An 8,878-nucleotide genomic window follows, 5' to 3' on the forward strand; every position below is an offset into this window, starting at 1 on the left:
ATCACGAAATCCAAAAAAGTAAAAGAAAAGAAGATGAAATTGAAACAACAAAAGAGATCTTTAATAGCTCTTTTCTAAATATGAATGTTTATGACGAATAATGAAGTAAAAACACAAGGCAGGAATTACACTGTTCCTCTTGTTACCATTACCCTCTTATTTTTTATGTGGGGATTCATTACCTGTATGAATGATATCCTTATCCCTTATCTGAAACAGCTTTTTAAACTAACATTTTTTGAATCCATGCTGGTTCAGTTTTGTTTCTTCGGAGCTTATTTCATCGGTTCATTAATTTATTTCTTCATCTCTATTTCAAAAGGAGATCCCATCAACAAAGTAGGATATAAAAAAGGAATTCTATTTGGTATTTTCCTGGCTGCTTTTGGCTGTATTTTATTCTATCCGGCAGCTACATTCTCATATTATCCTTTATTCCTGGGAGCTTTATTCATTCTTGGACTGGGATTCACAGTGTTGCAGATTACGGCGAACGCTTATGTTTCATTATTGGGAACAGAAGAATCTGCATCAAGCCGTTTGAATATGACCCAGGCCTTTAATGCTTTCGGAACCACTATTGCTCCTGTTTTGGGAGGACACCTTATTTTCGAATTCTTCTCAGCTCCTGACGGCTCATTCAGTGCTGTGGCCACCAGAATTCCTTATCTGATCTTTGCCGGAATCTTACTGTTGGTAGCATTCCTTATTTCAAGAGTAAAATTACCTTCTTTCCAAATGGCAGAAGAAGAGATCGTAAAAGGTTGGGGTGCTTTACAGTTCAATCATCTTAAATTCGGGGTTTTAGCAATGTTCTGCTATGTAGGTGGAGAAGTTGCAGTAGGAAGTTTCATTATCAGTTTCCTTGAGCAGCCTCAAATTATGGGATTCAATGAGATCGTCAGTAAAAATTATCTTTCCTTATATTGGGGAGGTGCTATGATCGGAAGATTCCTAGGGGCCATCTCTTTAAACCAGTCTTTAAGCCAAGGAAAAAAGGTAATTTATATGTTGGGAGCTGCAACACTTGTATTTTTGGTAATATTTAGTGTAGTAAATCTTACATTTGCACAGATCAGCTTCTTCCTTGTATTTATACTACTGAACTTTATTGCTTTCTTTATTGGAAAGGCTGCTCCTGCAAGGACATTATCCATTTTCGCAGCTGTGAACGTAGTTTTACTAATCTCTACTATGGTTAATCATGGAGAAATTGCCATGTACAGCGTATTGGGAATAGGAATTTTCAACTCTATCATGTTCTCCAATATCTATACCCTTGCAATCTCAGGTTTAGGAAAATATACGAGCCAGGGATCATCATTGGTAGTAATGGCTATTCTGGGAGGAGCTATTGTTCCTATTTTCCAGGGATTCCTTGCTGATCATTTCGGAGTACAGCATTCCTTCATTATTCCTGTATTCTGTTATTTAGTTATCCTTATTTTTGGAGCTTATTGTACGAAATATCTTGGACATGTTGAAAGTACCGACGCTAAGTCAGGACATTAAAATATGAACCAATTAATAAATCAAAATGGGATTCTGAAAAGAATCTCATTTTTTTGTTCTCAAAGTAACTTATCTTTTTTATATTCTACTTATATGATGAATATTATCAGGACAGATGAAAAATCAATTAAAACTCGAATACTTGGCATTCCTGATACTGGGAATATTTGCATTTATCCAAACAGGATTTTCATTTTGGTGGCTGATCGGATTATTCTTTGCACCTGACATATCCATGTTGGGATATGCAGTTAATAATAAAATCGGAGCCTTTTGTTATAATCTTTTTCATCATTGGGGAATCGCCATCGTTATTTATCTGGCTGGAACTTTATTGGCTCTTCCCTATTTAAATATGATCGGAGCTATACTATTTGCCCATTCCGCATTTGACAGAATATTAGGATATGGTTTAAAATATCCGGATAGCTTCCAGCATACTCATTTGGGCAGCATAGGAAAGAATAATTAAATCCATCATTCACCGAGGAAAAGAGATTTTCATTTACGACATAAAAAAAGCAACTTAAAAAAAGTTGCTTTCGATTGTAAATCTTTATAGATTATTTTCTTAAACCTAGTTCAGCAATAATTGCTCTGTATCTTGCGATATCTTTACTTTTAAGATAATCTAATAATCTTTTTCTTTTACCTACTAATTTAACCAATGATCTTTCAGTAGCGTAATCTTTATGATTTTGCTTTAAGTGAGCTGAAAGGTGGTTGATTCTGTAAGTGAAAAGTGCTACTTGTCCTTCAGCACTTCCTGTGTCTTGTGCAGATTTCCCGTGTTTTGCGAAAATTTCCTGCTTTTTTTCTGTTGTTAAGTACATTCCAATATTATTTAATGATTATTATGTAACGGGTGCAAAAGTACGACTATTTTTTAACCCTACAAAACATTATTGATTTCATATATCCTATTTGATAGAAAAAAATGTTAAAAGTTTCTTAATTAATTTTCCAAAATACCATTAAAAGGCATTAATTTTGCACGTGATTACCAACATGGAAAAACATTTATTTCATAGCACCATTTTTCTTGTATTGCTGATGTTTGCGCCTGTAGTGATGGCTCAGAAAAGTGATGATGACAAGATTAAAAAAATACTTTATTTCAACCCTGAAGTCGAGCCTGATATTGAGGAGATTAAGGAACCCACCAATAATGCTTTTTTCAGTTCTGTTTCTGATATTTTGAGCGGTTACCGTAAAAATAAGATGCTAAGGGCAGAAATCCAGATGCCTTTTGATGATGTCGATACCCAAACCATTATTGATTACTGCACCAATAATGATGCAGATTTTGCAATTGTTAGTAAGGTTAAATATTTTAAAGTAGGAATAGGAAGGTATGTTTTTTCTAATCAGGTGATTGTAAGCATGAAGCTTTTTGATGAGCACGGAACTCTTATCACAGAGACCGATTATGATACGTATCGTAAAAATATGCGCTTACTCGGCTCTACTGAAAATTCCATCAAAATAGGAACCAACGGTGCTATCAAAGGAATTTTAAAGCAACTGAGAAAAATAAAACCTTCCGGTGAAGTAGGATTTTAACCACCACCCATTACTAATCTTAAAAAAATCATCATAATTATTTTAGACCTACTTAAAATCTAAATAATATAAAAATTTCAAACTTAAAAAAATTGAGCAGAACCTTACGGGTGTTTTTTGTTACTGCCAGTATTCTCCTGTAAGCCAGTTAGTTTTATAAATTAACACTTTAATTAATTCTTAATTTTGGTTCATCCTTGGTCCATCTTAAAAATTTAAATTATTTTTGCATATCTAAAAAATTATTTCTGTTTTGAATCCTTCTAAAGACGAACTTATTTTCAACCCAGCCGATATTGCCGAAACCCTCAGTGGACTTCCTGCTGATGAAAGGCTCTTGGCTTTCCTGAAAGTTCCAAAGGAGTACAAAGCGGATGTTTTTTCTCATCTTGACCCGGACTTCCAGGAAGAAACTATCAGAAGCATCGGAAGCGATGAAGTTTCCGAGATCCTGAATGCTATGACCCCGGATGACAGAACTGCCCTTTTTGAAGATTTTCCGGATGAGCTGATCAAATATTCTATCAACCATCTTAATCCTCAGGAAAGAAGGATTGCTTTAAAGCTTTTGGGTTACGATGCGGACTCTATTGCCCGTCTGATGACCCCTTATTATATCCAGATCAGGAAAGAATGGACCGTAAAAAGATGTCTTCAGCAAATTAAAAAGGTAGGAAGAAAGGTGGAAACAATGAACCATCTCTATGTAGTAGATGAAAGAAACCGTCTGATTGATGACCTTGCCATCGGAACTTTATTACTGGCAGAAGAAGATACGCTTGTTTCCGACATTACCGATAACCATTTCGTGGCTATTCCTACGACCACTTCTAAAGAAGATGCCGTTACCTACTTTGAAAAATATGACCGAAGTGCCCTTCCTATTATCACTGAAAGTGGTGTCTTGGTTGGAATCGTAACGATAGATGACATTCTTGACCAGATCGAGCAGCAGAATACAGAAGATATTCAGAAGTTCGGGGGATTGGAAGCCCTTGATTTACCTTATATCCAGACCTCCTGGCCCGAAATGATCAAAAAAAGAGCTACCTGGCTGATCATTCTTTTCATTTCAGAAATGCTTACAGCTTCTGCAATGGGTTATTACGATAAAGAAATTGAGAAAGCAGTAGTACTTGCTTTATTTGTACCGTTAATTATTTCCAGTGGAGGAAATTCCGGTTCACAGGCAGCCACATTGATTATCCGGGCAATGGCCCTTCAGGAGATCACCCTGAAAGACTGGTGGTACGTCATGAAAAAGGAAATCATCTCCGGGTTGTGTCTGGGAGCCATCTTAGGAGTTATCGGCTTTGTAAGGATTATGCTTTGGCAGGAAATAGGGCTATTCAATTACGGTGAATATTGGGTATATGTAGCATTGAGTGTTTCTGTTTCATTAGTCGCTATTGTACTATGGGGAACACTTTCCGGCTCTATGATTCCTTTTATTCTTAAAAAACTTAAACTTGACCCGGCAACTTCCTCTGCTCCGTTTGTAGCCACTTTAGTGGATGTTACAGGTTTAATTATTTACTTTACTGTCGCCGGACTTTTCCTAACCGGGAAACTTTTGTAATTTTAGGCAAAGTCCAATTATGAAAGTTATATCTCTTGTTCCTTCTATTACGGAGGCTTTATTTGATTTGGGTTTAACCGACCGGGAAATCATCGGAAGAACCAAGTTCTGTATCCATCCTGCTGATAAAGTCCAGAACGTAGAAATCATCGGAGGAACCAAAACCCTGAATATTGAAAAGATTAAAAGCTTACAGCCCGACCTTATTCTTGCTAACAAAGAGGAAAACGTAAAAGATCAGGTAGAAGCCCTCATGTCTGATTTTAAAGTTATCGTGACTCATGTGGAAACGATTGAAGACAATTATTATCTTCTTAAAAGTTTAGGTAATATTTTTCACCAGGAAGAAAAAGCTCAGGCCTACAATCTAAAGATCTATGAAAATTTAAATCAGTTTAAAATTTCCCCAAAAGTAAAAGCTGCTTATCTGATCTGGAAGGATCCCTATATGACCATTGGCTCCGATACTTTTATACATCATATTTTAACGGATCTGGGCTTTGAAAATATATACAAAGACCAAACCCGCTATCCTGAAATATCGACTGAAGACCTTGCAGAAGCTGAGATCATTCTGCTATCCTCCGAACCTTTTCCATTCAAAGAAAAGCATATTGAGGAATTAAAAAGAATATATCCTAATAAAACTATTATTATCGTAGACGGAGAGGCATTTTCCTGGTATGGGACCCATCTTGCGAAATGTGAACATAAGTTCAGGCAGCTTACCATGGACATCAATGCTGAATTCAATCCAATAAAAAAGCGGGATTAAAACCCGCTCCATCTTATATAATCTTAGATACTTCATTACAAAGCCATTCCAGAAGCTCACGGTCCTGAACGGTGAAGGGATCAACCTTATGGGAATCAATATCAATCTGCCCGATATTTTTACCGTCTTTAAAAATCGGAACTACAATTTCCGCTTTGGTATCAATGGAGCAGCTTAAATAATTGCTCTCCTGGTGCACATCCGGGACTACAAATGTTTCATTGGAAACTGCTACCTGACCGCAAATTCCTTTTCCATAAGGAATAATAGTATGATCGGTAGGCGCTCCTACATAAGGTCCCAATTTAAGTTCATCTTTGTCACCATTTTTAAAATAAAACCCGGTCCAATTGAAATAGGAAATCTCCTGATCCAATAAGTGACAAACTTTCTGTAGTTTTTCTTCTGTATTATGTTTAGGACTTTCAAGAATTGAGGAAAGCCTTTTCTTTAATTCTGACATCTTAGTATTGTTTTAAGAATATTGTTTAAAGGATAGTTCTTCTTTATATCCGAACATTCCGCGTTCTTTAATCATTTCTGCCACTCCTTCCGGAACCTGATTTTCCCAGCCTCTTTCATTGGAAGTAATCTTTCTTAATATCTCACGGGAATAAATTTCAAGGAATTCAGGATTATAGCTTTTAATATCTACAATACGGTTATTAAGTTTGAAATATTTATAAAGCTCCTTCAGGTTCTCCTCTACTTTCAGATTGGATGAATCAAGAAGGATATGACTTTCAGGATCTTTGTATGGATAAAGATACACTCTCATTCCATTACGGAAAAATTTACCGAAAGCTTCAAGGATTCCTCCTGATAAGTTTTTATAATATTTTTCATCAAATACCATGAGCAGGTTATTTACTCCCATTGCCACTCCGATATTTCCGTTGGTATAGGATGCAAAATAATCAATCAGCCGGTAATATTCAGAGAAGTTAGAAATGATAACGGTATAGCCAAGTTTTCCTAAAATATCTACTCTGTCAAGGAAATCTCTTTCGTCAATATCTCCATCTGCTCTCAGGTTGGAAATAGTAATTTCTATTAAAATTTCGGTTTCTTCCTGGGTACATGCCGCATCTTTAAGGAACATATCTATACCATTTTTAAGCATATCTATATTCACATTCGTTACCGGGCGGAAACTTCCTCTTACAGCAAAAATATTTTTCTTGTATAGGCTGTCAGCCGGGAGCATATTATTCCCCTGAGAATTGAATATCACAGCATCCGTCATTCCGTTTTTCACAAGCTGTAAAGACATCAGGCGATTGTCTACATAAGAAAACGCAGGACCGCTGAAATCAATCATATCAATTTCAAGATTGTCGGTAGCTACATCATCATATAAAGACTCTATTAATCTTCGTGGATTATCATAATAAGTAAATGCCCCAAAAATAAGATTTACACCAAGATTCCCTAAGGTTTCCTGCTGTAAGGTGGCATCATTTTCCTTAAACTTTACGTGAATAACAATCTCATTATAATCTTCATTTTCACCGCATTGAAAACGGATTCCTACCCAACCGTGGCCTTTCTGGGTTTTGTCAAAATTAATAGTCGTTACAGTATTGGCATAGGAAAAGAACTTTCTGTTCGGATTGTTTTCTCTGGAAATTCTTTCTTCGATCAAGGCTACTTCATAACGAAGCATTTTCCGAAGTCTGTTTTGAGTAACATAGCGGTTTTTTACTTCCTTTCCATAAATAGCATCACTAAAATCCTTGTCATAAGCCGACATTGCTTTAGCGATTGTCCCGGATGCACCTCCTGCTCTAAAAAAATGTCGAACAGTCTCCTGCCCTGCTCCAATTTCTGCGAAAGTACCATAAATAGTAGGATCTAGATTGATTGTTAAAGCTTTTTGTTTAGGAGTTAATTTCTGATACATTAGCGACATTAATTTTTTTGTAAATTTACCAAAATTAATACCAACCTCAAACAATGAAGTTGAAATTTTTAGGAACCGGTACTTCTCAGGGTGTCCCTGTAATCGGATGTACTTGTGAAGTCTGTACTTCCACTAATCCAAAGGACAGCCGTCTACGATCTTCTGTGATGATCACGACAGAAGAAAACCGTAAAATACTCATCGACTGCGGTCCTGATTTCCGGCAACAGATGCTTACCAATCATGAGCAGCATGTGGATATTGCCCTGATTACTCATGAGCACAATGATCATATTATCGGGTTGGATGATATGCGTCCCCTGATCTTTAAAAGCGGTAAAAATATGCCTCTCTACTGCTCCCACAGAGTAGGTGAAGAAATTAAAAACAGATTTCCTTATGCCTTTGCCGATATAAGGTATCCGGGCGCTCCGGCTTTTGATCTTCATGAGATTTCCAATGAGCCTTTCCAGATCCTTGGTACTGTAATCACTCCTATTGAGGTAATACATTATAAAATACCTATTCTGGGATATAAATTTAAAAATCTTGCCTATATTACGGATGCCAGTTTCATTTCAGAAACCGAAAAAAAGAAACTTCAGAATCTGGATATTCTGATTCTTAACTGTATCCGAAAATTCGATCCCCACCCTGCCCATTTTATTTTACCGGATGTGATTGAACTTTACAAGGAACTAAAACCTAAAAAATTATTTTTAACTCACATCAGTCATCATTTCGGATTGTATGATGTTGAGGAAAAACAGTTGCCTGAAGGTATACATCTGGCTTATGACGGGCTGGAACTTGCATTTTAGAACAAGGGCTCCCTCTTCCTTTCTCCATACCGGATTGATATGTCAAAAATATAGAAGATAAAAATGCTACTGACATACAGTTGACACAAGTATGGTTTATTTTTACCATCAATTCAAAATAGAAACAAATGGAAAAAATGAATGTATCTCCTTTTATGGTGATAGGAATTGAAGTCAGAACCTCTAATTTAAATGGCCAGGGAGTGACAGATATCGGGAACTTATGGAACAGATTCATGAGTGAGAATATCCTGTCCCAAATTCCTAATAAAATTGACAATACAGTCTATTGCCTGTACACAGAGTACGAAGGTGATCATACTCAACCTTATACAACTGTTCTGGGATGTAAAGTGAAAAACCTGGAGGAAATTCCTGAGGGAATGACAGGCAAGTCTTTTGCCGGTGGATCCTATATAAAATTCAGCACCAGAGGAGATTTATCAGAAAATCTGGTAGCAAATGGATGGTTTAAAATATGGAAGATGGATCTGAATAGAAATTACAGGGTAGATTTTGAAGTTTTTGGAGAAAAAGCACAGAATCCCAAAGATGCAGAAATTGATATTTTGATCGGCATCAAATAACAGAATTACTCCTCTCCTAAGAACCCATTATTACTTATGAAAAACTGAAAATAAAATTAAAAAATATTTTCTAAAAAGTTTTCAAACATTAAAAAAAGTACTATATTTGCACACCAATTTAAAAGCCCAGGTGGCGGA

The 8,878-nt window shown here is 36.2% G+C and carries 10 protein-coding genes; 7 read left to right on the plus strand and 3 right to left on the minus strand.

Annotation, left to right across the window (positions count from 1 at the left end; genetic code table 11):
- The first annotated feature begins 90 nt into the window (after positions 1–90).
- A complete protein-coding gene (locus Q0A18_RS08330; RefSeq protein ID WP_292009690.1) occupies positions 91–1,512 on the plus strand; it encodes a sugar MFS transporter in 1,422 nt (473 codons plus the stop codon).
- 115 nt (positions 1,513–1,627) lie between these two features.
- A complete protein-coding gene (locus tag Q0A18_RS08335) occupies positions 1,628–1,984 on the plus strand; it encodes a DUF4260 domain-containing protein (protein ID WP_292009691.1) in 357 nt (118 codons plus the stop codon).
- Between the two features lie 91 nt (positions 1,985–2,075).
- On the opposite strand, the gene rpsO is transcribed toward Q0A18_RS08335, so the two are convergent.
- Entirely contained in the window at positions 2,076–2,345 is a 270-nt protein-coding gene (rpsO, locus tag Q0A18_RS08340) for a 30S ribosomal protein S15 (protein ID WP_292009692.1), read from the minus strand.
- A gap of 175 nt (positions 2,346–2,520) precedes the next feature.
- Here rpsO and Q0A18_RS08345 point away from each other — a divergent pair, with 175 nt between their 5' ends.
- The 3 genes from Q0A18_RS08345 to Q0A18_RS08355 all read left to right on the plus strand — a co-directional run bounded on the left by Q0A18_RS08345 (position 2,521) and on the right by Q0A18_RS08355 (position 5,429).
- Positions 2,521–3,075 (plus strand): pyruvate decarboxylase, encoded by a 555-nt coding sequence (locus tag Q0A18_RS08345; RefSeq protein WP_292009693.1) that lies wholly within the window; start codon positions 2,521–2,523, stop codon positions 3,073–3,075.
- Positions 3,076–3,328: 253 nt separating this feature from the next.
- On the plus strand, positions 3,329–4,654 hold the full coding sequence (gene mgtE / locus Q0A18_RS08350; protein WP_292009694.1) for a magnesium transporter: 1,326 nt from the start codon (positions 3,329–3,331) through the stop codon (positions 4,652–4,654).
- 19 nt (positions 4,655–4,673) lie between these two features.
- The gene (locus tag Q0A18_RS08355) at positions 4,674–5,429 is read left to right on the plus strand and encodes a helical backbone metal receptor (protein WP_292009695.1); all 756 of its coding nucleotides are present in this window, start codon (positions 4,674–4,676) and stop codon (positions 5,427–5,429) included.
- A gap of 13 nt (positions 5,430–5,442) precedes the next feature.
- Here the strand turns inward: Q0A18_RS08355 and Q0A18_RS08360 are convergent, their stop codons facing one another.
- Positions 5,443–5,892: a GAF domain-containing protein gene (locus tag Q0A18_RS08360; protein ID WP_292009696.1), complete on the minus strand. Its 450-nt coding sequence runs from the start codon at positions 5,890–5,892 to the stop codon at positions 5,443–5,445.
- Positions 5,893–5,904: 12 nt separating this feature from the next.
- Entirely contained in the window at positions 5,905–7,341 is a 1,437-nt protein-coding gene (locus tag Q0A18_RS08365) for a TonB-dependent receptor (RefSeq protein WP_292009697.1), read from the minus strand.
- A 44-nt stretch (positions 7,342–7,385) separates the two neighbouring features.
- Here Q0A18_RS08365 and Q0A18_RS08370 point away from each other — a divergent pair, with 44 nt between their 5' ends.
- Both Q0A18_RS08370 and Q0A18_RS08375 read left to right on the plus strand, forming a co-directional pair.
- Positions 7,386–8,153 carry an MBL fold metallo-hydrolase gene (locus tag Q0A18_RS08370; RefSeq protein WP_292009698.1) on the plus strand — a complete coding sequence of 256 codons (768 nt, stop codon included), beginning with the start codon at positions 7,386–7,388 and terminating at the stop codon, positions 8,151–8,153.
- Between the two features lie 128 nt (positions 8,154–8,281).
- Positions 8,282–8,740, plus strand: a complete 459-nt coding sequence (locus Q0A18_RS08375) for a GyrI-like domain-containing protein (RefSeq protein WP_292009699.1) — start codon at positions 8,282–8,284, stop codon at positions 8,738–8,740.
- Positions 8,741–8,878: the final 138 nt, after the last annotated feature.

It is taken from the genome of Chryseobacterium sp. (genome assembly GCF_022712095.1).
Classification (GTDB): Bacteria; Bacteroidota; Bacteroidia; order Flavobacteriales; family Weeksellaceae; genus Chryseobacterium.

Excerpts from the sequence above, each read along its gene's own strand:
- Q0A18_RS08355 (WP_292009695.1), top strand. The coding sequence starts at position 4,674 with ATGAAAGTTATATCTCTTGTTCCTTCTATTACGGAGGCTTTATTTGAT.
- Q0A18_RS08360 (WP_292009696.1), bottom strand. The coding sequence starts at position 5,892 with ATGTCAGAATTAAAGAAAAGGCTTTCCTCAATTCTTGAAAGTCCTAAA.
- Q0A18_RS08375 (WP_292009699.1), top strand. The coding sequence starts at position 8,282 with ATGGAAAAAATGAATGTATCTCCTTTTATGGTGATAGGAATTGAAGTC.
- Q0A18_RS08365 (WP_292009697.1), bottom strand. The coding sequence starts at position 7,341 with ATGTCGCTAATGTATCAGAAATTAACTCCTAAACAAAAAGCTTTAACA.
- Q0A18_RS08330 (WP_292009690.1), top strand. The coding sequence starts at position 91 with ATGACGAATAATGAAGTAAAAACACAAGGCAGGAATTACACTGTTCCT.
- Q0A18_RS08335 (WP_292009691.1), top strand. The coding sequence starts at position 1,628 with ATGAAAAATCAATTAAAACTCGAATACTTGGCATTCCTGATACTGGGA.
- Q0A18_RS08370 (WP_292009698.1), top strand. The coding sequence starts at position 7,386 with ATGAAGTTGAAATTTTTAGGAACCGGTACTTCTCAGGGTGTCCCTGTA.
- rpsO (WP_292009692.1), bottom strand. The coding sequence starts at position 2,345 with ATGTACTTAACAACAGAAAAAAAGCAGGAAATTTTCGCAAAACACGGG.
- Q0A18_RS08345 (WP_292009693.1), top strand. The coding sequence starts at position 2,521 with ATGGAAAAACATTTATTTCATAGCACCATTTTTCTTGTATTGCTGATG.